At 33.0% G+C, this 24,384-nt stretch carries 32 protein-coding genes; 26 read left to right on the top strand and 6 right to left on the bottom strand.

The annotated features are described in order from the left end of the window. Positions 1 to 225: 225 nt before the first annotated feature. On the bottom strand, positions 226 to 1,368 hold the full coding sequence (locus tag Q9968_RS07760) for an alanine--glyoxylate aminotransferase family protein (RefSeq protein WP_305515134.1): 1,143 nt from the start codon (positions 1,366 to 1,368) through the stop codon (positions 226 to 228). Positions 1,369 to 1,725: 357 nt separating this feature from the next. Here Q9968_RS07760 and Q9968_RS07755 point away from each other — a divergent pair, with 357 nt between their 5' ends. From Q9968_RS07755 to Q9968_RS07745, 3 genes are read left to right on the top strand one after another with little or no spacing between them, the layout of a single operon-like run. Beyond that, positions 1,726 to 2,334 carry a YitT family protein gene (locus Q9968_RS07755; protein WP_305515132.1) on the top strand — a complete coding sequence of 203 codons (609 nt, stop codon included), beginning with the start codon at positions 1,726 to 1,728 and terminating at the stop codon, positions 2,332 to 2,334. Between the two features lie 45 nt (positions 2,335 to 2,379). Beyond that, positions 2,380 to 3,099, top strand: coding sequence for a 6-hydroxymethylpterin diphosphokinase MptE-like protein (locus tag Q9968_RS07750; protein ID WP_305515130.1), 720 nt, complete (start codon positions 2,380 to 2,382; stop codon positions 3,097 to 3,099). 36 nt (positions 3,100 to 3,135) lie between these two features. Beyond that, complete coding sequence (locus Q9968_RS07745) at positions 3,136 to 4,245, top strand: ORC1-type DNA replication protein (RefSeq protein WP_305515128.1); 1,110 nt, start codon at positions 3,136 to 3,138, stop codon at positions 4,243 to 4,245. 114 nt (positions 4,246 to 4,359) lie between these two features. Here Q9968_RS07745 and Q9968_RS07740 read toward each other — a convergent pair whose 3' ends face one another. Then, positions 4,360 to 4,536 carry a hypothetical protein gene (locus Q9968_RS07740; protein ID WP_305515126.1) on the bottom strand — a complete coding sequence of 59 codons (177 nt, stop codon included), beginning with the start codon at positions 4,534 to 4,536 and terminating at the stop codon, positions 4,360 to 4,362. Between the two features lie 88 nt (positions 4,537 to 4,624). Between Q9968_RS07740 and Q9968_RS07735 the strand changes: the two genes are divergently transcribed. After that, a complete protein-coding gene (locus Q9968_RS07735) occupies positions 4,625 to 5,038 on the top strand; it encodes an archease (protein ID WP_305515125.1) in 414 nt (137 codons plus the stop codon). 209 nt (positions 5,039 to 5,247) lie between these two features. On the opposite strand, the gene Q9968_RS07730 is transcribed toward Q9968_RS07735, so the two are convergent. Next, positions 5,248 to 5,460 carry a hypothetical protein gene (locus tag Q9968_RS07730; RefSeq protein ID WP_305515123.1) on the bottom strand — a complete coding sequence of 71 codons (213 nt, stop codon included), beginning with the start codon at positions 5,458 to 5,460 and terminating at the stop codon, positions 5,248 to 5,250. Positions 5,461 to 5,934: 474 nt separating this feature from the next. Here Q9968_RS07730 and Q9968_RS07725 point away from each other — a divergent pair, with 474 nt between their 5' ends. The 5 genes from Q9968_RS07725 to Q9968_RS07705 all read left to right on the top strand — a co-directional run bounded on the left by Q9968_RS07725 (position 5,935) and on the right by Q9968_RS07705 (position 9,840). After that, positions 5,935 to 6,258 (top strand): hypothetical protein, encoded by a 324-nt coding sequence (locus Q9968_RS07725; protein WP_305515121.1) that lies wholly within the window; start codon positions 5,935 to 5,937, stop codon positions 6,256 to 6,258. Positions 6,259 to 6,324: 66 nt separating this feature from the next. Continuing rightward, positions 6,325 to 7,773 (top strand): RtcB family protein, encoded by a 1,449-nt coding sequence (locus Q9968_RS07720; RefSeq protein WP_305515119.1) that lies wholly within the window; start codon positions 6,325 to 6,327, stop codon positions 7,771 to 7,773. 5 nt (positions 7,774 to 7,778) lie between these two features. Next, positions 7,779 to 8,537, top strand: a complete 759-nt coding sequence (gene mtnP, locus Q9968_RS07715) for an S-methyl-5'-thioadenosine phosphorylase (protein ID WP_305515118.1) — start codon at positions 7,779 to 7,781, stop codon at positions 8,535 to 8,537. A 48-nt stretch (positions 8,538 to 8,585) separates the two neighbouring features. Beyond that, positions 8,586 to 8,897, top strand: coding sequence for a NifB/NifX family molybdenum-iron cluster-binding protein (locus Q9968_RS07710; RefSeq protein WP_305515117.1), 312 nt, complete (start codon positions 8,586 to 8,588; stop codon positions 8,895 to 8,897). Positions 8,898 to 9,258: 361 nt separating this feature from the next. Further along, on the top strand, positions 9,259 to 9,840 hold the full coding sequence (locus Q9968_RS07705; protein ID WP_305515115.1) for a 30S ribosomal protein S3ae: 582 nt from the start codon (positions 9,259 to 9,261) through the stop codon (positions 9,838 to 9,840). A gap of 26 nt (positions 9,841 to 9,866) precedes the next feature. Here the strand turns inward: Q9968_RS07705 and Q9968_RS07700 are convergent, their stop codons facing one another. Continuing rightward, positions 9,867 to 10,475, bottom strand: coding sequence for a hypothetical protein (locus Q9968_RS07700; protein WP_305515113.1), 609 nt, complete (start codon positions 10,473 to 10,475; stop codon positions 9,867 to 9,869). A 642-nt stretch (positions 10,476 to 11,117) separates the two neighbouring features. On the opposite strand from Q9968_RS07700, the gene Q9968_RS07695 reads away from it, so the two are divergent. Then, positions 11,118 to 11,309, top strand: coding sequence for a transposase (locus tag Q9968_RS07695; RefSeq protein WP_342765955.1), 192 nt, complete (start codon positions 11,118 to 11,120; stop codon positions 11,307 to 11,309). Between the two features lie 548 nt (positions 11,310 to 11,857). Here the strand turns inward: Q9968_RS07695 and Q9968_RS07690 are convergent. Continuing rightward, entirely contained in the window at positions 11,858 to 12,238 is a 381-nt protein-coding gene (locus Q9968_RS07690; RefSeq protein WP_305515111.1) for a hypothetical protein, read from the bottom strand. Between the two features lie 461 nt (positions 12,239 to 12,699). Next, positions 12,700 to 13,620 (bottom strand): ATP-binding protein, encoded by a 921-nt coding sequence (locus Q9968_RS07685; RefSeq protein WP_305515109.1) that lies wholly within the window; start codon positions 13,618 to 13,620, stop codon positions 12,700 to 12,702. 49 nt (positions 13,621 to 13,669) lie between these two features. Between Q9968_RS07685 and Q9968_RS07680 the strand changes: the two genes are divergently transcribed. The 16 genes from Q9968_RS07680 to ftsY all read left to right on the top strand — a co-directional run bounded on the left by Q9968_RS07680 (position 13,670) and on the right by ftsY (position 24,245). Continuing rightward, on the top strand, positions 13,670 to 13,798 hold the full coding sequence (locus Q9968_RS07680) for a hypothetical protein (RefSeq protein ID WP_305515107.1): 129 nt from the start codon (positions 13,670 to 13,672) through the stop codon (positions 13,796 to 13,798). 14 nt (positions 13,799 to 13,812) lie between these two features. Then, on the top strand, positions 13,813 to 16,461 hold the full coding sequence (locus tag Q9968_RS07675) for an STT3 domain-containing protein (protein WP_305515689.1): 2,649 nt from the start codon (positions 13,813 to 13,815) through the stop codon (positions 16,459 to 16,461). A 98-nt stretch (positions 16,462 to 16,559) separates the two neighbouring features. Beyond that, a complete protein-coding gene (locus Q9968_RS07670) occupies positions 16,560 to 17,654 on the top strand; it encodes a GTP-binding protein (protein WP_305515105.1) in 1,095 nt (364 codons plus the stop codon). Then, positions 17,654 to 18,184, top strand: a complete 531-nt coding sequence (locus tag Q9968_RS07665; RefSeq protein WP_342765954.1) for an adenylate kinase family protein — start codon at positions 17,654 to 17,656, stop codon at positions 18,182 to 18,184. Before Q9968_RS07670 ends, Q9968_RS07665 begins: the two co-directional genes overlap by 1 nt. 359 nt (positions 18,185 to 18,543) lie before the next feature. Beyond that, positions 18,544 to 18,810 (top strand): DUF3800 domain-containing protein, encoded by a 267-nt coding sequence (locus Q9968_RS07660; RefSeq protein ID WP_305515102.1) that lies wholly within the window; start codon positions 18,544 to 18,546, stop codon positions 18,808 to 18,810. Between the two features lie 225 nt (positions 18,811 to 19,035). Next, positions 19,036 to 19,401, top strand: coding sequence for a ribonuclease P protein component 4 (locus tag Q9968_RS07655; RefSeq protein WP_305515101.1), 366 nt, complete (start codon positions 19,036 to 19,038; stop codon positions 19,399 to 19,401). After that, on the top strand, positions 19,370 to 19,627 hold the full coding sequence (locus Q9968_RS07650; RefSeq protein WP_305515099.1) for a YhbY family RNA-binding protein: 258 nt from the start codon (positions 19,370 to 19,372) through the stop codon (positions 19,625 to 19,627). Before Q9968_RS07655 ends, Q9968_RS07650 begins: the two co-directional genes overlap by 32 nt. Positions 19,628 to 19,717: 90 nt before the next feature. Next, on the top strand, positions 19,718 to 20,155 hold the full coding sequence (locus Q9968_RS07645) for a 30S ribosomal protein S19e (protein ID WP_305515097.1): 438 nt from the start codon (positions 19,718 to 19,720) through the stop codon (positions 20,153 to 20,155). A gap of 20 nt (positions 20,156 to 20,175) precedes the next feature. After that, positions 20,176 to 20,532 carry a DNA-binding protein gene (locus Q9968_RS07640; protein ID WP_305515095.1) on the top strand — a complete coding sequence of 119 codons (357 nt, stop codon included), beginning with the start codon at positions 20,176 to 20,178 and terminating at the stop codon, positions 20,530 to 20,532. A 4-nt stretch (positions 20,533 to 20,536) separates the two neighbouring features. Continuing rightward, positions 20,537 to 21,121: an asparagine synthase-related protein gene (locus tag Q9968_RS07635; protein ID WP_305515093.1), complete on the top strand. Its 585-nt coding sequence runs from the start codon at positions 20,537 to 20,539 to the stop codon at positions 21,119 to 21,121. A 19-nt stretch (positions 21,122 to 21,140) separates the two neighbouring features. Then, positions 21,141 to 21,296, top strand: a complete 156-nt coding sequence (locus Q9968_RS07630; protein WP_004032463.1) for a 50S ribosomal protein L39e — start codon at positions 21,141 to 21,143, stop codon at positions 21,294 to 21,296. A gap of 11 nt (positions 21,297 to 21,307) precedes the next feature. Continuing rightward, positions 21,308 to 21,553: a 50S ribosomal protein L31e gene (locus tag Q9968_RS07625; protein WP_305515089.1), complete on the top strand. Its 246-nt coding sequence runs from the start codon at positions 21,308 to 21,310 to the stop codon at positions 21,551 to 21,553. Between the two features lie 29 nt (positions 21,554 to 21,582). Continuing rightward, positions 21,583 to 22,254 (top strand): translation initiation factor IF-6, encoded by a 672-nt coding sequence (locus tag Q9968_RS07620; protein ID WP_305515087.1) that lies wholly within the window; start codon positions 21,583 to 21,585, stop codon positions 22,252 to 22,254. A 25-nt stretch (positions 22,255 to 22,279) separates the two neighbouring features. After that, positions 22,280 to 22,504, top strand: a complete 225-nt coding sequence (gene rpl18a, locus Q9968_RS07615) for a 50S ribosomal protein L18Ae (protein ID WP_305515085.1) — start codon at positions 22,280 to 22,282, stop codon at positions 22,502 to 22,504. 18 nt (positions 22,505 to 22,522) lie between these two features. Next, the gene (gene pfdA, locus Q9968_RS07610; protein ID WP_305515083.1) at positions 22,523 to 22,957 is read left to right on the top strand and encodes a prefoldin subunit alpha; all 435 of its coding nucleotides are present in this window, start codon (positions 22,523 to 22,525) and stop codon (positions 22,955 to 22,957) included. 94 nt (positions 22,958 to 23,051) lie between these two features. Continuing rightward, positions 23,052 to 24,245 (top strand): signal recognition particle-docking protein FtsY, encoded by a 1,194-nt coding sequence (gene ftsY, locus Q9968_RS07605; RefSeq protein WP_305515081.1) that lies wholly within the window; start codon positions 23,052 to 23,054, stop codon positions 24,243 to 24,245. The last annotated feature ends 139 nt before the right edge of the window (positions 24,246 to 24,384 follow it).

Here is a 24,384-nt window from a genome sequence, read left to right as displayed (position 1 = left end):
ACTTATAACTTCAAAAATTCCTTTTGGAGAGGAGTATTTCAAGTGTAACTTTTCACTTATAACTTCTAATACACAAGGTGGAGACATTCATTTCAAGTGTAACTTTTCACTTATAAGTTCTAAGACACAATTTGCAGACATGCATTTCAAGTGTAACTTTTCACTTATAACTTACTATAAAAAATATGTTACATCAAACTGAATAAAAAAAGAAAAAAATCAGAATCATAAGTATGATTCTGCAATAGATGCTACACCGGCACCAGCTTCATCAATAACTCCTAAACCTTTTAAAGTCATGCCAATAGCAGCAAAAGTCTGAGTTAATTCTTTATATGAAACATTACCCATGTGTCCAATTCTGAAAACGTTTCCTTTTAAGTGATCTTGACCGCCAGCTAATTCAACACCATATTTGTCACGGGTGGTTCCTCTAAATTCAGCATCGGCAATTCCTTCAGGTATTTTGACGGCAGTTACAGTTGCGGAAGAAACTTCCTCGTCAGCGAACAATTCAAGCCCCAATGCCTTTACTGCATCAACACTAGCTTTAGCAGCTTTGTGGTGGCGAGCAACTCTGTTTTCTATTCCCTCTTCCATAATCATTTTTAAAGCTTCATTCATTGCATATGTAAGTGAAACGGAAGGGGTGTATGGTGTTTCAGGAGGCACTTTATTCCCGCTTTTACGTGCCGCTTTCATATCCAAATAGAAAGTGTTGCTTTCTACTTTATCAACAGCCGCCCAAGCATCGTCACTTAAGGTAATTGCTCCCATTCCTGGCGGCGCAGCAATACATTTTTGTGATCCGGTAAGACAAACATCAATGCCGAATTTATCAACCTTCACTTCATCTCCTGCAAGTGAAGATACGGTATCGACAATGTATAATGCATCATAATTTTTCATTACTTTACCAATTTCCTCGATAGGTGCTGCCACACCTGTGGAAGTTTCATTGTGGATAACACTTACAGCTTTAATATCTTCATCAGCTTCAAGGGCTTCTTCGATTGCTTTGGGTGTTACAGCAGTTCCCCACTCAACTGCTAATTCTTGAGCATCGATTCCATGAGTTTCAGCGATTTTCATGAAACGTTCTCCGAATTTTCCACCTACAACATTTAACATTTTTTCTCCAAGGGCTACAGTATTGGCAATGCCTGCTTCCATTGCTGCAGTTCCGGATCCAGTTAATAAATAAGAATCATTTTGAGTTTGGAAAACCTTGCTCATTAATTCAGTAGTTTCGGTTAAGATTTTACTGTATTTAGCTCCTCTGTGGTTAACAACAGCCTGTGACATTGCATTGAGTACTCTAGGATGCACTGTTGTTGGTCCGGGAAGCATTAACAAAATATCGTTCATTAAATATCCTCCAATTGTAATAAGCTTTTCTAGCATTACTATCTTTAATTTTTATACTTATTAAATATTTTCAATATATAATTTATTCAATAATGAACATGTTCACATATCGATTTTACTATGCTGTGCAATAAAATATTATTAATCTTCCTGTTTGTTTAAAACTGATTGTTAGTATGGAATTTGTGGCTTAAAAGTTAACATTAAGTGATTTTTCAAATGTATTTTTGAATCAGCGCCAGCTCCAATTATTGGGCAACTTAGTCTTTTCGGCCAAATCATCTGGATTTAAAAATGATGTAAGGTATATCTTATATCATGATAAAAAGGATTTGTTCATTTGCTTTTGGGTTGCTAATGATGTCATTTGGTGTGGCATTTGCAATAATTTCTGCATATGGAACAACTCCTATAAGCTCTATTTCTTATTCGTTGGTTTTAATAACAAACATCAGCCTTGGAATTACAACATTCATCTTTAACACAGCTTTAATTTTAATCCAGTTCATCATTTTGCGCTCAAAATTTCACAAAAAAAGATTATTGCAGCTGATTAACTGCGTGTTATTTGGATATTTTTCTGATTTGGCACTAAACACAGTTTCTTTAATCCCGTTTGACGGATCAATAGAAATGAGTATTCTATTTTTAATTTTAAGTATATTCCTAACAGCATTGGGAATATTTGTCTATATGCCTGCTGATATTGCCCCACTTCCTGGTGAAGGATGTGTGGAAGCTATTGCAATCGTAAGCGGCTGGAGATTTTCAACTATAAAAATTGCTTTTGATGCGGTGATGGTTGTGATATCGCTTATAATGTGTGGATTGTGGTATACAAACATTTTAGGGGCAGTGAATATTGGAACAGTAATATCTGCTTTTATGGTCGGATTTACATTAAGACAAATTAATAATTTGCATACTTATATTACAGGCTCTGAGATTAAGGTTGCAAATAAATAGATTAATAAATCAAAAATTTAAATATAATATAATGAGGTTTTAACCATGGATTTTGGACTTTGGGAAAAATACTATACGGAAATTCTTGAGGATTTCGGATTTTTGCGTGAAAATGATGAGAAATCCGCACTGCTGCTGGACGAAATTTTATCAAGTGAAGGCTGCTTAACTTTAGATGCCCTATCTCAATTTGTTGATTTTTCAGATAAATACATCATATTTGGCGCAGGACCATCTCTAAAAGAGCATGTAAAATTCTTTAAGGAAAACTATGATTTAAAAGATTATGTTTTGGTTGCAGCTGATGGTGCAACAACTGCACTGATTGAAGAGAAAATCGCACCGGACATAATCACCACGGATTTGGATGGAAATCTTGATGACATATTGCTTGCTAACTTTAGGGGAGCAAACATTGTAATCCATGCCCATGGGGACAATATTGATAAAATTGCAAATTTAACAAAATTCTTTACAAGCGTGCTTGGAACTACACAATCCCAACCAATTGGAAATCTTTACAACTTTGGAGGATTCAGCGATGGGGATAGGGCATTATTTTTAGCAGTTGCACTTAATGCAAAGGAAATCACCCTTGCAGGTATGGATTTCGGTGAAATCATAACCAAATACTCAAGACCCAATATAGAAACTTCATTGGCCAAAGCAGACGACTTTAAAAAGAAAAAACTGTATTACGCCGAGAAATTCACACAATGGATAATTGACAATGAAGATGTGGATATAGTTAACTTGTCTAGATAATAATCGTTTTATAATAAAACAATATAATATGATAACATGGGAATCGAAGATATTTTAATGTATGATGAAAGTCTTTTTCAAGACATAAACGCATTTGATCCAGATTATTTCCCTCCTAACTATAATTTTAGAGACACTCAAATGGAAGCAATGGCAATGTCAATAAGGCCAGCTATCCGGGGAGGAAAACCATCAAATGCAACAGTCCTAGGCTCACCTGCTACTGGAAAGACAACAGCAATTAAAAAAGTATTTGAGTTAGTCGAAAAGACAACAGAAAAAGTATTGTGCATTTATATTAACTGTCAGCTACACACAACACGCTTTGGAATATTTTCACAAATATATAAAAAAATCTTCGGACACATTCCACCTGAAACAGGTGTTCCATTTTCAAGAATCTATGGCCAAATAATGAAAGAACTTCAAAAAACCGGAAAATCTCTGGTTGTAGCGCTAGATGATATTAACTATTTGTTCCAATCAAAAAATGCTAACAAAGTAGTATATGATTTGCTCAGGGCATATGAGGAGTATCCTGGTGTAAAAACATCTATTTTTGCAATCCTGTCAGATTTGGAATTCAAATATGCTTTTGATAAAAACGTAACTACGGTATTCATTCCTCAGGAAATAATATTCCCATTATATTCCTACTCGGAAATAGAGGATATCTTACGTGACAGGGTTAAGGCAGGTTTTTTCCCAGATGTTGTCTCTGATGATATCCTGGAGCAGGTTGCTATGTACACTTTTGAAAATGGTGATTTGAGAGTTGGAATTAATCTTTTGAGAAGTTGCGGAAATATTGCTGAAGCTGATGCAAGCCGTGAAATTGCTCAAGAACATTTTGATAAGGCTATTGATTCACTTGTATCTGTTAACATATCTCAAACATTAAAAACTTTAACCGATACAGAAAAAGATGTTTTAAAGTTCATTTCTGAAAATGAAGGAAGGCACACTATTGGCGAGATGTCCGAAATATATAAAGAAAAAACAGGATCAAGTTACTCTTCATTTAATAGGGTGGTTGACAAATTAGAATTTGTAAGATTAATAGATACCAAATTTACAGGAAAAGGGGCTGTAGGAAATTCTAGGGAAATTATATTGCGTTTCAACCCCAAGGACTATGATTTTTAATAGCCTTTCCTGTAACTGGAAATTAGTTTTTAAACATTAGAGTATAGTTTTTTGCATGGCAAGCTCATAGTCTAATGTGCAACTAAGGGTTTGGCATCTATTTAATGCTCCAGGTTATACTACTGGAGCTTGAGCTGCTACAATTGAAATAACAGAGAAAAGTAATGCTGCTATTACTACAAGCATTACCATGCAAGATTGAATGTCTATATTGTGATATATTATTTCGTCTTTTAATGAATTTCTTTTTCTTAAATCTACTTTAATTGAGGTGTCTTTATTGCCTAACATTTTAATCCCTAATCTTAAATTGTTTAAAATCCATATATAAAAAAAGAGATAGAGAGCATTTGAAGAATATTATTTTTGAGGTAATCACATGAAAAATTATGAATATTTTGAAGCCACGGCAGATATTGGATTTACATCTTATGGAATGGATATAACCGAAGCATTTGAAAATGCGGGACTGGCTATTTTTAATATAATATCTGATACTTCAAATATAGAACCTTTAAATGAAATTGAATTCGAAATAACCTCAGAAGATGAAGTATCTCTTTTATATGATTATTTGGAGGAGCTGCTGTTCTATCATGAAATCAAATTCATGCTGTTTAGTGAATTTCATGTTGAGATTAGTGATAATTTACACCTAAAAGCTAAAATTAAAGGAGAAACCATAAATTGGAATAAACATGAGCGAAAAACAGAAATAAAAGCAATAACATTTCATAAAATGGAGGTTAGAAAAACAGACCATGTTGAGCTTCAGGTTATTGTTGACTTATAATTAGTTTCATAGGAAGTATTTTCATAAAGCATGAATGCTCCAATTACAATGAAAAAACAGGGCGGAACTCCTTGATGAGGCTGAAAAAGAAGAAGAAAGACGCTGGAAATACAGAACTCTAAGAAAAGACTATTGGGCTTCAGGGCATACCTATACGAAAAACACGCATGCTCCACAACCAAAAGCATATTCAGCAAACTCTTGGCATTCTACAGACATTTAGAAATAGAGATACGTCCATTGTTTCCAATCAGCACCAAAAACATAGATGAAGTGGCAATCAGCTTTAAAGACTTGCCTGACAAAAACATCATCAAAAAAGCTTTGAAAATATCCATTCCTCTCATGAAGTCAATAATCCTATTCATGAGCTCATCAGCTGTGCAAGAATGGAAACACTGAACCTTACAGTGTGAATTCATCAAAGCCACCGAGGACTGCCACAATCGATGACATCTATGAAACACTCAAAAGGATGAAAGACAATCAGGCAATCTTGCCACTCTTTTATCTTAAAAGGCAGAAAATAAACAAGTATTATTACACCTGCTGCAGCTGAAGCAACAGTTGAAATAATCAATTACATTTTAAGCGAAAACAGGTATCTGCAACCGGACTCCCAACTGTTTAAAATAAGAGAACAGCATTTCATCAAAAAGTTCAGAACAATCAACAACCAGCTTTGACTGGGAAAAGGTGGATACAACAACCGCTTCCCTATCCACATGCTGAAAAAATTCCATGCAAGCCAGCTTCGTGAAATCGGACTGAACATGGACACCATAGACACCCTGCAGGGCAGGACCAAAATCGAAGTCAGGGAAAGCTATTTTTTTGACAACAATGAAGAAGGGGATTTTTAAAGTATTTATAATATCCCTTATAAATTTATTATCATGAAAAGAACTAAAAGCATCTCAAGAATTTTTGAAATGATATTGGGTATTGTTGGTTCACTAGTCGGAATATTCTCAGGTTCCTTTTTAATATTCCTTGGAAGTGTTCCAACCAATGCACATACTCCTTTTTTAGGATTAATTGCAGTCGTTGCATCATTTTTAGGTATTGCTTCAACATATTATGTTAGAAAAAATGCTGAGATTGCAGGTATTGGTTTTATAATCGCAACTATGTTCGTTATTCTTGGATCTGATTATATTAATGTGATAAGTGCGATATTTTTACTTCTTGCAGGTGTTTCATCATTATTTAGAAAATGATTTTTTAGAAAACCTTATTTAAATGCCAATAATATATATAAAAGCAATTATATTTTTTGTGATACTATGACAATTAAAGACGAAATTAAAAAAGTGAGAGATAATGTTTATGAGATTCCGGGTTCTTATAACAAATCTATGAGGGCTTCTGGAAGATTTTATATTGCAGATGAATACATTGACGATTTGGAAGAGGGAGCTATTGAACAAATTGTTAATGTGGCATGTCTTCCAGGTGTTCAAAGATATGCAATAGGATTGCCTGATATTCATTTCGGATATGGATTTCCGATAGGGGGAGTTGCAGCATTCAGTATAAGAAATGGTGTCGTATCTCCTGGAGGGGTTGGATTTGACATTAACTGCGGAGTCAGATTAATCAAATCAAATCTGGCATTGGAGGATATTGAAGATAGCCTAGATGAACTTACAGAAAAGTTATTTGAAAACATCCCTTCAGGTGTAGGCAGCAAAGGCAAAATCAGACTGAAAGAAAATGAAATTAACGATGTACTTGATTATGGTGCTGAATGGGCTGTAGATAATGGATACGGATGGGCTGAAGATTTAGAAGTTTTAGAAGAAAATGGTAAGATGGAGGATGCCGATTCAAGTATCGTTTCTGATAAGGCTAAAAAAAGAGGTATTCCACAATTGGGTTCACTTGGTTCAGGCAATCATTTTTTAGAAATTCAAATTGTGGATGAAATCTATGATGAAGAAGTTGCAGAAGTATTTGGGCTTGAAAAAGGAATGATTGTTGTTATGGTTCACACAGGTTCAAGAGGCTGCGGACATCAGGTATGCTCTGATTATTTAAGAATAATGGATAAGACTTATAAAAATTATAAAATTAATATTGCAGATAGGCAATTGGCTTGCGCTCCACTTGATTCAAAAGAAGCACATAATTATATTAAGGCAATGTCTGCTGCGGCTAATTATGCATGGGCTAATAGACAAATGATAACTCATTGGATTAGGGAAACTTTTGAAGAGGTCTTAGGCAAATCTGCAAAAGAAATGGAAATGAGCATTCTTTATGATGTGGCTCACAATATTGCAAAATTGGAAACCCATAAAATTTATAATCGCGAAGAAGAGGTCATAGTTCACCGTAAAGGAGCAACAAGAGCATTCGGTCCTGGAAGGGAGGAAGTCCCTGAAAAATATAGGGATGTGGGACAGCCCGTTTTAATTCCAGGTACAATGGGAACTGCATCATATGTATTGTATGGTAGCGAAACTGCAATGAGGGAAACATTTGGTTCTACAGCTCATGGAGCCGGCAGGATCCTGTCACGTTCCAGAGCTAAGAAGGATTATGATGCAGATGAAATCACTGACGATTTAGCATCAAAAGGTATTAAAGTCAAAGCTAGCAGTAAGCATGTCATTGAAGAGGAAGCTCCTGGAGCTTATAAAGATGTAGATTCAGTAGTTAGGGTTTCTGACAGTACAGGTATTGCAAAATTGGTTGCAAAAGTAAAACCGTTGTCCGTTTGCAAAGGATGATTGCAATGATAGGTATTATTGGAGGCAGCGGAGTTTATGAAATTGCTCAAAAAGCCGACTTTTGTAAAAATGAGTTAGTCAAAACTGAATATGGGAATGTTGAGGTATCCATTTTAGATATATGTTCTAAAAAAGTGGCTTTTATTCCTCGTCATGCTTCTGGACATTCTATTCCTCCACATAAAATCAATTATCGTGCAAATATTGATGCACTTAAAAATGTTGGGGTTACAAAGGTAATAGCTACTAACTCTGTTGGTTCAATGAATAAGGACATGCCTCCGGGATCTTTTGTTGTTCCAGATGATTTTTTAGATTTCTCACAAAACAGGGATAAAACTTTCTATGAAGATTGTGTGGTTCATATTGATGTTACAGAGCCTTATTGTCCTAGTTTGGCTAATGTTTTAGATGCTTCAGGGGATGTAATATTGGGGGGAATTTATGTTTGCACTGAAGGGCCCAGATTCGAAACACCTGCCGAGATTAAAATGTTTAAAATGCTTGGGGGGGATATTGTTGGAATGACTGGACTTCCTGAAGTTACCTTGGCCCGTGAAAGAGAAATTTGTTATAATTCCATTTGCATAGTGTCAAATTACGCTTCTGGAATTTCTGAAAATGAGCTTACGATAGATGAGGTATTTGAGATGCTTGCTCAAAAAGAAGTTGACCTATATGAATTAATATATAACTTCATAAAAAATGTTGATGATGAGGAAGATTGCAGTTGTCTTCATGCATTGCAAGGTGCTGGAGTGTAAGTGGTATTATAATTGTATTATTATTTAATTAAAATGGAGGATTTCAAAATGCGTTTGGCGGTGGTATCATCTGATGGTAAAAATGTTGACACTCATCTTGGAAAGGGTAAAACCATATACGTTTATGATGACATGGATTTTGTTGAAAAACGTGAATTAGAAATTTCTGATGATTCAAAACATCAAGGCGGAAAAGTAATTCAAGCTTGCAAGGATTGTGATGCTATAATTTCAGTTCAATATGGTTTTAAATCTAAAATCAAAGCAGACGATGCTGATGTTAAATTGGTCATGGATGAAGGGCCAATTGAAGAGGTTTTGAAGAGATATATTGATCATGTAAATTTCATGAAAAACTAAATGTCGGCACTTGGTTTTTAAATCTAAGATATTTGCTTCTTTTTTTACATGATCATAAATAACTTTTAAAAATTTTATTATTTTTTATTTTTCAAAAATTTTTCCTATATTTTTAAAATTCAAAAACTTTTATATATTATGAATAAAATAAGTAATTATAACCTTTATGGGCGGGTTTTATAAATTAAAACTTTATTTAAAATATTTACTTAAAATAACGTGAGATTAACTCACATGAGTTTCTTTAACGATTGTAAATTTATACTTATTTGAAATCATTTTTACAATTTAGTTAAGGCTAGTTTTAAAATTTTAATGGCGCAACGCTAATATTATAGATTAAATTTATAGGATAGATATAATGGCAAAAGCAAAAGCAAGACGTAGAGTACGTGATACATGGAAAGAAAAATCCTGGTATACTATTAAAACACCAGTGAACTTTGAAGATAAAGAAATTGGAGAAACTCCATCTAGGGATCCAGATTTTCTCATTGGAAGAGGTGTGGAAGTTACCATGAGGGAATTAACCGGAGACTTCTCAAAACAATACATCAAACTCAGATTTGAAATTGACAATGTTGCAGGCAATGTTGCAAACACCAAATTCACAGGTCACAAAACCACTACTGATTATGTAAGAAGTATGATTAGAAGAGGAACTTCCAGAATCGATGCTTCCACAGTAGTTAAAACCAAAGATAATTATAAATTAAAATTACACGTTTTAGCTGTAACTACTAGAAGAGCTAAATCTTCCCAACAAAGATACATGAGAAGAACTATTGAAGATTTACTCATTGATGCAGCTGCTGAAAAATCCTTTGACGATTTGGTAAATGTTTGTGTAAACGGTAAATTAGCATCTGAAATTTATCACAATGCTAAAAAAATCTACCCACTTAAAAGAGTGGAAATTATCAAAAGTAAAGTAATTAACTAAATTACTTAACTTTATTCTTTTTTTTATCATCTTTTATCTTTCTGCATGTTTACCGGATAACTCTTTAAAAATATGGAATTTAAAATATTATGGGTAGACATTCCTAATGGTCCCATAACAAAGATTGTTCCAATTAAATAATAAAAAACAGGATGATATCCAAAAACTTTTTTATAATATGCATCTCCATTTTCACATTCAACTTTTAACCATCTTGAATTTTCATTTTTATAAACATTTAATCGCAAAAACATGAAAATAAATGGAAAATAACTGGTTAAACTAAATGCAATAGCAGAATAAATGCCTCCTTGAACTAAACCTATGCCAAATGAGGCAAATGATAATCCAATACATAAACATCCTAGTAATATGACCATATATTGATATGAAAAACCAGAAAATTCAGAATCAAATATTCCATATTTTTCATCAATAAAATCTCTTGAATAAATCAGGATGGAATATACTGCTGAAGAAATAATTCCTCCAATTATTATAAAATTTGAAATAATAAAATTATGGGAAATGAGGAATAAAATTAATCCTCCAAGTCCCATAATAATAATTCCAATAATAAAACATCGTATAGCACATAATTTAAGTTCATGTTTATTATAAAATTGAAATTCCATTTAATGCACCTCCACTATTAGAAAATTTATCATATAACTGCGAAAATAGAAATTGCAATGATGATAGTCCAAAATTAATTAAAAAATCTTTCCCACGTTCTTTGAAAGTTTTATCATCTAAATTCTTATAAATTATCAACCTTGTAGAAACCATATCAAAATTTATGGTAACATCGAATTTATTTAGTTGTTTTGTCTAAATAAGTCATATAAATTCTTTATTTTTAATTTTAACATGTTTTTCATTCATTATTATTTTTCACTTGAACATGTACTTAGCAAAAAAATTTTTCCAAAAATGCTTAGATTTTAATTTTAAGCGATTTTATTTCTTTAATTTTTTACACTTAAAATATAACTTACTATTATCCAAATTATGCGATAAATAACTATATATAGTAAAATTGAGAATATATATTAATATGTACAGAAAAATAAAATACTCTCCATATTATTTATTTGAATTCAAGACAGTTAAACCTTTTGGATTTTGGATTTAAAATTAACAAATGAAACTCAAGAAGAAAAACTATTTTTTCCATTGCTAAACATGAAAATATATGCTGTTAAAATTTTGTTGAATTGACCTATAAACTATTTCCAGATGGATTTTTTCCAAAGTATTTCCTGTGATTACAGGCAATCTATTATGTACAATCAGCCCCGCAATTATTCACTATTTTAGCAATGAAAACTTATTTAAAGACAACCTATCGCGAGATAATTGAATGTTTGGAGCTTATGGATAAAATAAGAAAATTTCTAGGTCTTAATAAGTTACCACACTTCACAACTATTCAAAAATTCTTTGTAAAAGAATTTCAGACACCATAATTAAAAGATTTAAATGACTTAATTAATTTTTATGCATCCATCAGAATGTAAAATTAGTTGCCATATGGATGGAACAGAAACACAAGTGACTATGCTGACCATTATTACGCATAAATAAGGGGAAAATGCAGAAAATGCTTACATTAAAAACCAATATTGCAATCAAATGTTGACATACGAATGATCCTAAAATTACGCAGCAAATAAAAGTCCAAAACATGATACACAATTTGCATTACCTTCAATTAGACAATTAATACCATACAAACCCCTATTACATACTAGCAGACAAGGCATATGATTTCCGAAGAAATAAGAAAAATGCATAAAATGAAGAAGTAGGAGCATTCGACCAAATACCATTAAAAAAAAGGTGCGACAACAGGACATTATAGATTAAATAGCGCTACAATCCTTCTGGCATGATGTCAATGCACGAAGAATGAATGTTGAAAGCGTAATTTCCGTAATAAAAAGAAGAATTTAATGGCATTAATTTTAGTAGAAATACAAGACAACAGAATAAAGAAACAAAACTCAAAGATGTATTATATAACATTTACAGAACCATACAAATTTTTTAGAAGAGGGTTTCTACAAGGTTGTATTTTTACTGTTTGGTCATTTTTATCGCTTCCTTTTTTTAGTAATTTTTTGTATTTTTTGCTGGTTTTGAATTTTATTATTCCTAATTTTACTAATTTTAATTTATATGAACCACAGTATTTGTTTTTTGTTAGTCTTACATTGTTATTGTTGTTTTGTATTCTGAAACTTTCTTTTTTGTTCTTTTTGCTTTTAAATCTGGGATGGGCTGATTTTAAATTAGGATTAAAGTATCTTTTAAATGCTGTATTCAAGTCTCTTAGCGTTTGCTGTAAGCTGCTTGACTCAGATAATTCTAAAAAAGTATTATCTTCTTTCAGCATGTCTAAAATGATATTGCATGAAGTATTATTGACTTTAATATGTGAATCAAATCCATATTTTATTAATAATTTCTTAAAATATTTTATGAAACTTAATGTTTGATTCCATACAAACCTTGAATTACCGAAATCTGCTCAATTTTACTAATACTAACAATCTTTTCATCTTTATCATTAAAATCTGCTTTAGATGGATAAATACGGATTTTTAAATTCTTATTAACAAATTCAGTAATAATAATCACAACCTAAATGATGATAGTTAAGATATTTTTTAAAAGTGTTATACTAAATAATAATATAAATAAGATAATATATAAAAAGTGGTAGAGCGTTTGATAAGTAATATTTTTTACCAAACACACTCCTTTTGTGAAATTCATCTCCGACCTACAGAGGTCGGAATATTCTTTCACATTTAAGATAAAAGGGAAAATAAATAATATTTCCCAATTAATATTTTACATCAATGAAAATATTTTTATTGGCACGAATATTACATTATCAACTTTTTCAATTGTTTTTGTTGTATCCGATATAACAATTCCATGTGGAGATTTATACCTCCTTATCGCATCCTTAATTTGATTATCATCCTTATTACCATACCCCACTTCTATTGGAATTACTTCATCAAAATCTTTTTTTATTATAAAGTCAACCTTTTGTTTTTTCACTTTATGGGTGTCGTAGAATATACTGAATTCAAAGAACTGTTCACTATTTTTCAGGTTGACAAGGTTTGATCCGACTAATGTTTCAAGCAATATTCCTTCATATTCTGTTAAGTTTATTGATGAAAATCCAAATTTTGTATTTATTGCATGCATTATGCTTGGTGTTGCGAAATAATATTGCCATGATTTTTTTGCTCTTGCATTTGCACCAGCATAGGGTTCTATGTGAAATATCAAATGAGTCTTTTCAAGCAAGTCCATTATTGTACTAACAGTTCCCGCAGAAGTTTTGATTTTATTTGCAAGTGCATTTTGTGAAATGTCCCCAGGATATTTTTCCGCTAAAAATTTCATTAATCTTAATGCATTTGTTTGTGTATTTGCAGTCAGGTTATTCATTGTCCCTAAATCTTTTGTTACTACAGTTTCAACTGAGTAGTATAATTTTTTAAATGCATTTCTGTGATTCGTATCATGCATCACTGATGGAAATCCGCCAAATTTAAAATAATTATCCCAATCCATTGAATGATAATTTTTTAGATTTAATAAATCCTGATTTACCTGCTTTTCTTTTATTATTGCATCATCAACATTACCATTAAATACTAAATCTATTAAATTGTTGGAAATGTCTGTGTGATAATTATATTTTAATTTTAAGTGTTGTGAATAATTTAAGGGAGTTATTGGATATCTTATCATCCTTCTTGCAGCTTCCGCACTATATTCAAGATTTATTGCTGATGAACCTGTGAAAATCGCAAATATGTTTTTAGATTTATCAGTGATTATTTTACCTGAAATTGACCAATCTTTATCAAAGTGTGATTCATCAATTAATAAAAATAACTTTTCATCAAGTGTTTGTAGTGATGATTAACAGTAGGTAAAGGAATTATCATTGTTTTAATTCTTTTAGCTGTTGTTTTTGCATTAAAAGTTCCTGCAGCTGATTTACATTACTTTGATGATGAAGGTAAAGCTTTATACACCGATTCATCTGGTCTTCCTTATTTCAGTGAAATGGATTCATATTATAACTACAGGTTGACTAATGATTATGTAGATCATGGTTATGTGGGAGATAAAATTATAAATGGTAGTGAATGGGATATGCATAGGTATGCCCCAACAGGAAATGAAATTGATTATGAGTTGGGTATTGTCTATTTGACATCATGGTTACATGGTGTAGTTAATACTTTCTTTGGAGATTACTCCGTTAAAGAAGTTGCATTTTGGACAGGAGCGATTATATCAACCTTATGTGTAATTCCGGCATTTATATTTTCAAGAAGGATAACTAACGATTATGGGGCAATAGTTGCAACATTGATTATTGCGCTTGCTCCGAACTACTTTGCGCACACGTTCCCAGGATTTTTCGATACAGATATGTTCTATTACATATTTTCACTTTTATTCATATTCTTCTTTGTAGAATCAATTAGAAGTGATAATTGGATTTGGAAAGTAGTCTTTGCAGCACTTTCAATTATCTCAATCGGACTATTTTCTATTCAATGGACAGGATGGATCTTTTACGTTGCGATGATGGGATTGTTTGCAGTAATATATTTAATTGCAACATTCATATTCAATGTTGATGAGGATAAAGAATTATATGACAGTAAAGGTCAATGGCTGATTCATAATAAAGAACTGCAGTCTATTGTACTTATGGGTATTGTCGGTTTTGCAGGTCTTGCAATATTTAAAGGTGTTGGTGGTGTTTTAGGAATATTTTCAAGAGTATTTAGCTTATTAAGCTTACAATCTGCATCTGTTGTTGTAGGAGGATTCCCGAATGTACTCATTTCTGTTGCAGAGATGCAAGCACCTAATATGTTAGGTTCTGGAATGACTTCAATGTTTTTAGCAAACACCGAAGGTTTCATAAATGGTATCGGAGGTATTGCAGTATTCTTTGCAGCTCTTGCAGTATTGGTCATTTTAGTTATAAGGGCTTGGAAATTCAGAAATTCAAGTCAAAGACCTGTTGTTAATGAAAAGCCTCAAAAAGGTCAAAGATTATCTGCAGCTAAAAAACTAGATGACAGTCGCAAATTCAAACTTGCACTTACCGATTTAAAATTCGGTGGGGACGATCCAATTTTATCAAATAAACGTTTAACCGTATTATATGCAACATTATTTGTTGTATGGGTAGTAGTAACTGCTTTAGCGGTTAACCAAGGTTCAAGATTTATTACCACAATCGTATTGCCGTTTGCACTTTTAGCAGGGGTATTTGTTGGTTATGCTTATGATTATATTAAATTCAGACTTAACAATGATAAATTGTTAGCAGTAAGCACAGCATTCTGCGGATTTTTAGTGGGTGTGCCACTTGCAACAATCAACAAGACTTATGGTATTTTAGCATTTGCTACAATTGCCGCCATCGGTTTAGTTAGTATTTATGCTCTTAAATCTAACTCTGCAGATAAAAATTATGTTCCAGTTAAAAAATATGTGTTAATCTGTGTTGTAATACTTGCATTAATCACTCCTGTTGTCTGCGGAGCTTATCAAACTTCAGAAAATGTTGTTCCAGGTACAAATGATTACATGTGGAATGCACTTGAATGGGTTAATGAAACTCAACCTAAGGATACTGTACTTACATCCTGGTGGGACTTTGGTTACCTCTTTGAGGTTGCTGCTGATAGGCAGGTAACATTCGATGGAGGTTCCCAGTCAGGGGAACGTGCTTTCTGGCTGGGTCAGGCTATGACTACTGGGGATTTAGAATTGTCTGCAGGCATATTTAGAATGCTGGATTCAACCGGTACCTTGGCCGATGAGTATTTAGTAAATGTAACAGGCAGCACAGGTAAAACAACCAAGATACTTATAGATATTCTGCCAATGACTAAAGAAAATGCTCAAAAAACATTAATCAGTAAATATGATTTGACTTCAGCTGAAGCTAAACAAACGGTTAAATATACTCACCCAAGCAAGATAAGGCCTGTGATATTTGTCGCATCTTCAGACATGCTTCAAAAAGCTGGATGGTGGAGTTACTTTGGTGCATGGAACTTTAAAAACCAATCTTCCGAAAACTACAACTACTATGTGCCATATGATTCAGCGAAAGTAACTGCAGGACATTCTGCTAAGGTACGATTACTTGAAGACCAAGGCATGACAGTAAATGCTGTAATTGAAAGGGGTAACGGTAATAACACTACCAATGTTCATGTTGAATCAGTTTACACCGACACAGGCAAGCCAATTGAAGTTAATGGTAGTGAATATAATCCATTAAAAGCATCCAAGTTAATTTTAATCGAAAACGGATATGTTATGAAGAATGAATCCATTAAAGGTGCTAGTGATGGTAATTATACTTTGTTTGTAATGGCACAAAATAACGAGTATACTCCAATCTTGATGAGTAATGAACTTACCGATTCCATGTTTACTAAGTTATACCTACTTGGAGGATCGGGCCAAAAAATATTTGAGCCAGTACACACTGAAAGCGGGGAAAGGTTATTCAAAGAAAACTCCAATAAAACAAAAGAAGGAAGTTAATTTATTTAACTACTTTTTTCTTATTTTTTAAACTTATTTATATTATAATAATCTAATATACTATTTAGATTGACTAATTTTTTTAGAGGTTTTCGTACATGGGTATTGAGGAGAAGATTAAAGATATTGAGGAAGAAATTCAAAAAACACCTTATAATAAGGCTACTTCACATCATATTGGCAAGCTTAAAGCTAAATTATCCAAGTTAAAAGAAGAATCTCTACAGAGAAGCAGTGGAGGGTCTAAAGGTCAAGGATTCCATGTTAAGAAAACCGGTGATGCGACAGTAGTGCTTGTAGGGTTTCCATCTGTTGGCAAATCAACATTATTAAACAACATCACAAATGCAGAAAGTAAGGTTGGAGCTTATCAGTTCACCACCTTAGATATTGTACCTGGTGTAATGGAGCATAAAAATGCCAAAATACAAGTATTTGATATTCCGGGTATTATTACAGGAGCCAGCAGCGGTAAAGGTAGAGGCAAGGAAATCCTTTCAGTTGCAAGAACTGCAGATTTAATTTTAGTTGTTCTCGATACACTTAATCCACAACACCTGGATGTTATTCTAAAAGAACTTAGGGTCATCGGCATTAGACCGAATGAACAACCGCCTGATGTCACAGTTAAAAGGAAAAAGCTGGGCGGGGTTAAAGTTTCATCCACCTGCAAACTAACTCAATTGGATGAAAAAACAATCAGATCAATCCTCAACGAGTATGGATATATTAACGCTGATGTGCTCTTCCGTGATGATGTAAGCATGGATCAGTTCATTGATGTATTGGACCGCAACAAATCATACGTTCCAATGTTAATTTTACTTAACAAAGTAGATTTGGTCGATAATGCATATATTGATGAATTAAAGAAGTATATTCCGGATTTCATTCCAATTTCCGCAGATAAAAACACTAACATTGATGAGTTAAAAGACATTATCTTTGATAATCTTGATTTGGTGCGGATTTATTTAAAACCACAAGGACGTAAAGCTGACATGAAAGACCCATTGGTTATTAAAAAAGGTTCCACTGTTATTGATGCCTGCGGCAAACTTCACCGCGAGTTCGTCAAAAACTTTAGACATGCCAAGGTATGGGGAACTTCTGTTAAATTCCATGGTCAAAAAGTAGGTCCTGATCATGTACTTGATGATGAAGATATTTTGCGTGTAATTTTAAAGAAATAATCATGACAACTATTTTTATAACCGGCACACCATGTGTCGGCAAAACAACAATTGCCTCTAAATTAAATGGGCACTTAATTAAAATAAACGATGTTGCAATAAACAATGGTTTTTTATTGGGTATTGATGAGGATAAAGGATATAAGATCATTGACATTCCAAGATTAAGCGAGCATATATCTGATATCACTAAAGATTTTGAAGGTGTGGTAATTTGTGAAGGTCACCTCTCACATTTATGTGATGGGGCAGATAAGGTAATCGTTTTGAGGGTCCGTCCAGAAATTTTAGAGTCAAGACTTAAAGCAAGAAATTATTCCACCTCAAAAATCCGTGAAAACCTAGAAGCAGAAGCGCTTGGGATTTGTTCAGCTGAAAGCTATGAAAAATATGGTGATAAAGTCTTTGAGTTGGATATTAGTGATTTAGAAATTAGTGAAGCAATTGGACTAATTGAAGATGTGATTGCTAATGGAGGAGATTATCCAGTTGGCAGTGTTGACTTTATGGATTGGTTGATTGCACAATAAGTTATTGTTGTGTTTTAGAGTAATAGTGTTATTAAAATAATTATAATCTGGTTTTAAACACGTCTTATATTTATATTGATGAAAGCGGTGATTTGGGAACTAAACAAGGTAGTTCAAAGTATTTTATCATGGCTGTCATTAAAGTTGAGGATTCAAGAAGTTAGATAAGATAATTAAGAAAATCCGAAGGTTCTCTAGAAAGAAAATGTTAAGTTCTGCTGAAATCAAAGGCGGAAACTTACTCTATGAATTAAAAATCAAAATCCTCAAAAAGTTAAAAGACATGGATTATGAAGTTTTCATAATCGTTCGACAAATTAAACAGATATAAAATAGGTTATGAATATGACAACAAGGAAGTGTATGACATTTTAGCTTCAAAGCTGGCGGAATTAATTAATATCGATAAATCCACTTTCATATTCATTGACAGGTCAAAAAACAAGCAAGAAAAAATTGATAATTTCAATGATATCTTTTTAAACAGTCTGAATAATATTCAAAAGCAACATATTAATATAGAACATGCGGATTCAATGCATTATAAAGGTTTGCAGATGGCAGATTTAATTTCATGGTCAGCTTTTCAGAATTTTGAAAATGAAAAAATGTTCAAAATCAAATAATTTCTGCCAACACTCCAATTAATCAAAAAAATAATCCATCATCCAAGTTTTTGAAGGTACTGAATTGTCTCAAATTCACAACCTTTATTAATAGTAATAAACATAATTATTCTTAATATTCATATTAACCTAAGGTTATTTTAACTATGGTTTTTGTTTTAATTTGCGCAAATCATTTTAATTCAATTTTGAATATTATATCCTACATTTTAAGGGAGGATATTTTTGAGTAGAGGAAAAAGACCAAAGTGGATGATTGAAATAGCGATTGAGAGAATGAATATTCTTTTTAACCGTGCTGAGATGGAATTCATCAACCATCCTGAGCGATCCAATCGTTATGTCGAATTAGCACTTAAATTGTCTACTAAGTACAATACCAAAATACCTGAAGAATGGTCAAGAAGGTATTGTAAGAGTTGCAAATCCTTTCTACAGCCTGGTCGCAATTGCACCGTCCGGCTCGTTAACGAGGAGGTTAACATTTTTTGTGGTGAATGCGGTCATGTAATGAAGATTCCTTATAAAAAGGAGAAAAAGTTTAAAAGGAGAGCTAAATATGAGTCAAGAAAAGAAGGAAATGATGAATAGAGCTCTTAATGCGATGACAATTAACATTGGCAAATCAGGCGTTAATGATAATGTTATTGAAGAAATCAAACGTCAACTTAAAGCTAATGAAATTGTTAAACTTAAATTTGCAAAAAATATCGCTCGCGATAAAGATAAATACATCGACGAAATTGTCACTAAAACTAAAGCCAAGCTCATAGACGTTAGAGGACACGTTGCTGTTATTTACAAGAAAAAGCCTTAAACATTATAAATTTAGAGTTACAGGCCCTATTTTTTTAGGTCTTAAGTTTACAGTGGATTAAGCTACAATAAAAAATATTGGAGAATTAATATGACTACTGTATTTGATGTACCTGCAGATTTATTAATTGAAAAAGTCGCAGAAGAATTTAAAGAAAATGATAAGATAGAGTCTCCTGCATGGTCCAATTTTGTTAGAACCGGTGTTCACAAGGAAAGAAAACCAGAAAATGTTGATTGGTGGTTTATAAGAACTGCTTCAATCATCAGAAGAGTTTACATTGATGGACCTGTTGGTGTTTCAAGTTTAAGAACTTTCTACGGTGGTAAAAAAGACCGTGGTGTACGCCCTGAAGCATTTAGGAAAGGTAGCGGATCTATTATTAGAACTGCACTTCATCAACTTGAAAATGCAGGATATGTGGAAAAAGTAAAAGGTGGAAGAGTTGTCACTCCTCAAGGAAGATCCTTTTTAGATAAAATTTCCGGAGAAATAATTAAAGACATTCCTGAACTTGCAAAATATTAATTATATTAGGAGAGTTTGATATGAGCGATTTAGATGAAATTCGTCAAAAAAGAATGGCTGAATTGCAAGCTCAGCAAGCTGCTGCACAAAACCAAGCTCAACAACAAGCTATGGCTCAAGCTCAACAGCATGAAGCTCAAGCACAATTCGAAGCTCAGAAAAAACAAATCTTAGGTCAAATCATGACTCCTGAAGCTCGTCAAAGATTGGCCAATCTTAAATTAACCAAACCTGAGTTGGTTAATCAAATCGAACTTCAATTGATTCAATCAGCGCAATCTGGAAGCTTAAGAGGAAAAGTCACTGATGAACAGTTAAAGGTCTTGCTTAGACAAATTGCTGGTCAAAAAAGAGAAATTAAGATTACAAGGAAATAATATCATGTCTGCAGCTGTTTTATATAGCGGTGGTAAAGATTCATCTTTTGTTGCGGTCATGCTTAAAAGACTGGGTCTTGACGTTGAATTATACACGGCTAACTTCGGTGTTTATGATTCGTATGTTCCTGCATCAAAATCCGCTAAGTCTTTAGGTTTTAAGCACAATGTTTTTAAAATGAATAGGAGCATATTAGAAGAAACATGTGAGAAAATCTTGGAAGATGGATTTCCAAATGATGGAATAAAATACATCCACGAAAAAACAGTTGAGGAACTTGCTAAAAATCATGATATTATAGCAGATGGGACAAGACGAGATGATAGAACTCCAAAATTAAATATCAATCAAATTAAAAGTCTTGAAGATAGATTTGATGTACAATATATTAATTTAGACAGTTTTGGTCACAAATCAATCAGATTAATCACGCAAAATTTATTTGAAATTTCAAAAGAGAAATCTAGCAAAGACAATAGTTCGGATTTTGAGGTTGAGATAAGGTCCATGATTGATGATATGGGGGGAAATTCTCTAGACATATTCCCGGTGCATTATCAAACTCGTGTTATAGGATATAAACAATAATTATTATTAAGGTGAGAAAATGAGTAGAAATAAACCATTAGCTAAAAAATTAAGAATGGCAAAAGCAAATAAACAAAATAGGAGAATTCCAATTTGGGCTTATGCTAAAACTAACCGTAAACTTAGATACAGGCCTAAACCTAGACATTGGAGAAGAAACAGTCTTAAGTTATAAGAGGGGTAATTATGGAAAGAGTTTACACAATTCCACTTAGAAATGTGAAAGAAGTCAAAAGGACTATCAGGGCTCCTAGAGCTATTAGGGAAATTAAAAATTTCTTAACCAAACACATGAAAGCTAGTGAAGTTAAAATCGACGAATCTATTAATCATGCTATTTGGGAAAGGGGTATTCAAAAAATACCTTCAAAAATCACTGTAAAAGCAGTTAAAGATGATGATGGTGTTGTAAAAGCTACTTTAGCTGAATAGACACACAATAATTAATGTGAGGTAACAATATGTTAAAAAGAGTAGATATTGTAGGAAATCCGAATGTGGGAGTTTTTATCACAGCAACCGATAATTTAGCAATTGTTCCTTATAATCTTTTAGATGATAAAGTAGATATTATTAAGGAAACATTGGATGTTGAGGTACTAAAATCTTCTATTTCAGGGTCAAGCCTTATAGGATCTTTATCTGTAGCTAATTCAAATGGTATTGTTGTTTCCCCACATGTTTTGGATAGAGAAGTTAAACAATTCAGGGATATGGGCTTAAACGTTGCTACAATTCCGGGCAATTATACTGCAGTTGGAAATATTGTTGCCGCAAACGATAATGGTGCAATAGCTAGTCCGTTTTTGGAAGGCGAGGCTATTGAGGTCCTTGAAGAAACTTTAGATGTTGATGTTAAAACTTCCCATATTGTTGGAAGTGACATTATCGGTTCACTGATTAAAGTAACTAATAAGGGTTTCCTAATCAGTTCAAGCGCCCTGCAATCTGAAGTTAACTTCGCTCGTGAAGTATTTGGTGTTGAAGGAGATATAGGTACTGTTGGAAGAGGTATTCCATTAGTAGGCGCCTGCACTATTGGCAATTCCAAGGGTGCAATAGTCGCTAAAGGCAGTACTGGTCCTGAAATGGCTAGAGTTGAGGAAGCGTTAGGCTTTTTAGATGATTTTTAATTAATATAATCATGAGGGATTTTATATGATAACAAAAATTTACAGAGTTAAAGGTACTTTTGTAATGGGTGATGAATACCATGGATTTACTAAAGAATACAAAGCAACTTGTGAAAGTGATATAGAAGACAAGATCTATTCTAATTTTGGAAGTAAACATGGTATCAACAGGAATCAAATTTCAATCAAATCAATTGAAGAAATTGCTCCTGAAGATGTTATAGACCCAGTCGTTAAAGAAATTTTATAACTGCATTGGGGGATTGGCATGGAAGATCAACAAAGATTAAACAGTCTTGTTAATGAAATCAATGTATATAGGCAACAAGCAGATTTAATTCAACAACAAATTGAATTAATACAGGCTTCTATTAGTGAAGTGGATGCACTATTTACTACATTAGATGATATTGAAGGTAAGGAATCTGTTGAAGCATTTGTACCTGTTGGTGCCGGTTCTTTTGTTAAAGGAGAATTAAAAAGCACTGACGAAATCATTGTCAGTATCGGTGCAGGAATTGCAGTTAAAAAAGATGCCGAAGGTGCTCGTGAAATATTATCCGGACAAAAAGAGGAATTAAAAGACAGTTTGGATAAAATGCTTGCTAATTTACAACAGGTAAGCGACATCGCCGGCAATCTTGAAGCTCAAGCACAGCAAATTGCAGCTGCAGCACAAGGTAATACGACCCAAATGGGTTAAATTATCTTTTTTCACTTTTTTTTATAAAACCATTTATTTAATATAAATGATAAACTTACTATTAATATTCACATTTTAACAGGTTGTGTTAGTTTTGTTCGAATCACTAAAAAAGAAACTTTCAAAAACAAGTGAAAAATTAGAAGAAGAGCTTGTTGAAGAAGCAAAAAATGAAGACAATATCGAAGAAGAATCAGGTGACAGATTCTCATTTTTCTCATTTGGACGTAATAATGAAGAAGAGGAAGAAAATTCACTCTCTGGTGCTGGTGAAATTCCTGAAGAAGTGGAAGAGGAGATTTTTGAAGAGGAAGTTGATGAGGAAAAATCTCACTTCTGGAAAAGGGATAAAAAACCTGTTGAATCTGTTGACGGCGAAGCTAAAGGTGGAATGTTTTCTTTTGTACGTGAAAAAACCATTCAGGAAAAACATGTTGATGATATTCTATTTGAACTTGAAATGGAATTGCTGCAGGGAGATGTTGCAATGGAGGTTGCAACTGAGGTTGTAGAAAGCGTTAAAGAGGATCTTATAGGTAAAAAAATCAAAAGAAGCAATGATATTACTGAATATGTTTATTATGCCTTAAGAGATGCAATTTCCGAGATAATTGATATTCCTGCAAAATCAATTACTGAAATGCTTGAAGAAAAAAAAGCACAGAGGAAGCCATTAGTGGTAATGTTTGTTGGAATTAATGGTACAGGCAAAACCACCACTATTGGTAAACTGGCTAATTATTACTTAAAAAAAGGTTACACTCCAGTCATTGCCGCTTCAGATACATTTAGGGCAGGGGCTATTGAACAAGTAACTCATCATGCCGATAATGTCGGTGTTAAAATCATCAAACACCAGAAGGGATCTGATCCTGCGGCCGTTGCATATGATGCAGTTGAACATGCATGTGCTCAAGGCAAAGAATTGGTTTTGATAGATACTGCAGGTAGAATGCAAACCAACACTAATCTTATGGATGAAATGAAAAAGATTAAAAGAGTATCCAAACCTGATTTGGTCATTTTCGTTGGAGATGCAATCACTGGTAATGATGCAACCGAACAGGCCAGAAAATTCAATGAAGCTATTGATATTGATGGTGTAATTCTTACCAAGGCCGATGCTGATAGTAAAGGTGGCGCATCGCTTTCTATTGGTCATGTTATTAAAAAACCGATCATGTTTTTAGGTGTTGGTCAAGGATATGACGACATCAGGGAATATGATGCTGAATGGATGCTGAATCAGTTATTTTCTGAAGAAAATGAAGCAACCGGTGATGAATAGCTCTTGATTTAACTGATATATCTTATTGTCAGTTAAATACTTTTTATTTTTTCTTAAATACTCTATCAAATCAAGATTTGAAATCTTATAATTTCATTATTAAATAAATTTTAATTCAACTTATTTAAATTTATTTTAT

The sequence above is a fragment of the Methanobrevibacter sp. V14 genome, assembly GCF_963082475.1.
Classification (GTDB): domain Archaea; phylum Methanobacteriota; class Methanobacteria; order Methanobacteriales; family Methanobacteriaceae; genus Methanocatella.
Note: the sequence above shows the minus strand (reverse complement) of the source record. Positions and strands in the feature narration are given on the sequence as shown.

Excerpts from the sequence above, each read along its gene's own strand:
- Q9968_RS07740 (WP_305515126.1), bottom strand. The coding sequence starts at position 4,536 with ATGTTAGGCAATAAAGACACCTCAATTAAAGTAGATTTAAGAAAAAGA.
- Q9968_RS07760 (WP_305515134.1), bottom strand. The coding sequence starts at position 1,368 with ATGAACGATATTTTGTTAATGCTTCCCGGACCAACAACAGTGCATCCT.
- Q9968_RS07750 (WP_305515130.1), top strand. The coding sequence starts at position 2,380 with ATGGATTTTGGACTTTGGGAAAAATACTATACGGAAATTCTTGAGGAT.
- Q9968_RS07720 (WP_305515119.1), top strand. The coding sequence starts at position 6,325 with ATGACAATTAAAGACGAAATTAAAAAAGTGAGAGATAATGTTTATGAG.
- Q9968_RS07735 (WP_305515125.1), top strand. The coding sequence starts at position 4,625 with ATGAAAAATTATGAATATTTTGAAGCCACGGCAGATATTGGATTTACA.
- rpl18a (WP_305515085.1), top strand. The coding sequence starts at position 22,280 with ATGATAACAAAAATTTACAGAGTTAAAGGTACTTTTGTAATGGGTGAT.
- Q9968_RS07725 (WP_305515121.1), top strand. The coding sequence starts at position 5,935 with ATGAAAAGAACTAAAAGCATCTCAAGAATTTTTGAAATGATATTGGGT.
- pfdA (WP_305515083.1), top strand. The coding sequence starts at position 22,523 with ATGGAAGATCAACAAAGATTAAACAGTCTTGTTAATGAAATCAATGTA.
- Q9968_RS07705 (WP_305515115.1), top strand. The coding sequence starts at position 9,259 with ATGGCAAAAGCAAAAGCAAGACGTAGAGTACGTGATACATGGAAAGAA.
- Q9968_RS07650 (WP_305515099.1), top strand. The coding sequence starts at position 19,370 with ATGAGTCAAGAAAAGAAGGAAATGATGAATAGAGCTCTTAATGCGATG.
- Q9968_RS07745 (WP_305515128.1), top strand. The coding sequence starts at position 3,136 with ATGGGAATCGAAGATATTTTAATGTATGATGAAAGTCTTTTTCAAGAC.
- Q9968_RS07630 (WP_004032463.1), top strand. The coding sequence starts at position 21,141 with ATGAGTAGAAATAAACCATTAGCTAAAAAATTAAGAATGGCAAAAGCA.
- Q9968_RS07645 (WP_305515097.1), top strand. The coding sequence starts at position 19,718 with ATGACTACTGTATTTGATGTACCTGCAGATTTATTAATTGAAAAAGTC.
- Q9968_RS07635 (WP_305515093.1), top strand. The coding sequence starts at position 20,537 with ATGTCTGCAGCTGTTTTATATAGCGGTGGTAAAGATTCATCTTTTGTT.
- Q9968_RS07625 (WP_305515089.1), top strand. The coding sequence starts at position 21,308 with ATGGAAAGAGTTTACACAATTCCACTTAGAAATGTGAAAGAAGTCAAA.
- Q9968_RS07700 (WP_305515113.1), bottom strand. The coding sequence starts at position 10,475 with ATGGAATTTCAATTTTATAATAAACATGAACTTAAATTATGTGCTATA.
- Q9968_RS07620 (WP_305515087.1), top strand. The coding sequence starts at position 21,583 with ATGTTAAAAAGAGTAGATATTGTAGGAAATCCGAATGTGGGAGTTTTT.
- mtnP (WP_305515118.1), top strand. The coding sequence starts at position 7,779 with ATGATAGGTATTATTGGAGGCAGCGGAGTTTATGAAATTGCTCAAAAA.
- Q9968_RS07690 (WP_305515111.1), bottom strand. The coding sequence starts at position 12,238 with ATGCTGAAAGAAGATAATACTTTTTTAGAATTATCTGAGTCAAGCAGC.
- Q9968_RS07730 (WP_305515123.1), bottom strand. The coding sequence starts at position 5,460 with ATGAATTCACACTGTAAGGTTCAGTGTTTCCATTCTTGCACAGCTGAT.
- Q9968_RS07755 (WP_305515132.1), top strand. The coding sequence starts at position 1,726 with ATGATGTCATTTGGTGTGGCATTTGCAATAATTTCTGCATATGGAACA.
- Q9968_RS07670 (WP_305515105.1), top strand. The coding sequence starts at position 16,560 with ATGGGTATTGAGGAGAAGATTAAAGATATTGAGGAAGAAATTCAAAAA.
- Q9968_RS07685 (WP_305515109.1), bottom strand. The coding sequence starts at position 13,620 with ATGATAAGATATCCAATAACTCCCTTAAATTATTCACAACACTTAAAA.
- Q9968_RS07640 (WP_305515095.1), top strand. The coding sequence starts at position 20,176 with ATGAGCGATTTAGATGAAATTCGTCAAAAAAGAATGGCTGAATTGCAA.
- Q9968_RS07710 (WP_305515117.1), top strand. The coding sequence starts at position 8,586 with ATGCGTTTGGCGGTGGTATCATCTGATGGTAAAAATGTTGACACTCAT.